Annotated in this window: 1 protein-coding gene; it reads left to right on the top strand. The window is 61.9% G+C overall.

Going from position 1 to position 1,155, the window contains the following annotated elements:
- Positions 1-194: 194 nt before the first annotated feature.
- A complete protein-coding gene (locus EOA36_RS35805) occupies positions 195-1,133 on the top strand; it encodes an IS110 family transposase (protein WP_127281268.1) in 939 nt (312 codons plus the stop codon).
- Positions 1,134-1,155 lie beyond the last annotated feature (22 nt).

The raw sequence follows: 1,155 nt of genomic DNA, 5'->3' as shown, positions 1-1,155 counted from the left end.
TTGTATCTACACGAGAGAGATTTCGTGGGATTGAAGCGATTGAGCCAAGGTCCGGGCGGCCGCCCGGACCTTGGCTTGGCGAAGTCGCCCGTACCACCTGAGGTTACAGCCGCGGGAGAGCTTGGGATCTTCGCCTTCGTCACGCACGACCGAACAGTCGCTTGGTTCCAACCGTACGCACAAGGCAGGTTACCGTGAACATGATCATTTGTGGAGTTGATGTTTCGAAGGATTGGCTGGACGCGCATGTCTGGCCCGACGGGGCAGTAGAGCGCTTCACCAACGACGCGACGGGGATCGCAGCTCTTTGGCTGTTCTGTCACAACCATGGCGCAACCCACGCGGTGATGGAGGCGTCGGGCGGCTATGAGCGGTTGGGCTTCATGCTTTTGTGGGCGCACGGCATGCCGTGCGCTCTGGTCAATGCCAAGAGCGTGCGCCGCTTCGCCGAGGCGATGGGCTATCTGGAGAAGACCGACCGTATCGACGCTTCCATCATCGCCCATTACAGCGCAGTCAAGAAGATCGTGCCGACGCCACCACCCAGCACTGCCCAGCAGCGGCTTACTGCGCTGGTTGGGCGGCTTTGCCAGGTCGTCGGCGATGCGACCGTCAACAAGCAGCGTAGAAGCGCCGCGCGCGATGCCGAGACAGGCGCCAGCATCGAGGCGATGCTGGCTTTCCTCAAGCGTGAGGAGCGGCGCCTGGAAGGCGAGATCGCCTCGATGATCGACGATGATCCGCTGTGGGCCAGATTGGGATCGGCCTTCCGTTCGCTCAAGGGCGTGGCTGGCCGCACCGTGGCTCGCCTCATAGCCGAACTGCCCGAGATCGGCCTCATCTCCAACAAAGCAATCGCCAAGCTGGCAGGCCTCGCCCCTATCGCCAACGACAGCGGCAAGCGCGCCGGCAACAGGCATGTGCGCGGCGGACGCGCCGGGCCCCGGGGCATCCTCTTCATCGTCGCAGCCATCGCAGCCAAGTTCGATCCCCATCTCAAAGCGTTCGCTCAACGGTTGCAACAGGCGGGAAAGCCCAAAATGCTCATCCGCATCGCACTCGCCAGAAAACTTCTCGTCATCCTCAACGCAAAAGCACGCGACGCGAGAAGCGAATTCGCAAATGCAACTTGACACCCCAGATAGTCGCTCTCCC

This window comes from Mesorhizobium sp. M8A.F.Ca.ET.021.01.1.1 (assembly GCF_003998025.1).
In the GTDB taxonomy this organism is placed as follows: Bacteria; Pseudomonadota; Alphaproteobacteria; order Rhizobiales; family Rhizobiaceae; genus Mesorhizobium.
Note: the sequence above shows the minus strand (reverse complement) of the source record. Positions and strands in the feature narration are given on the sequence as shown.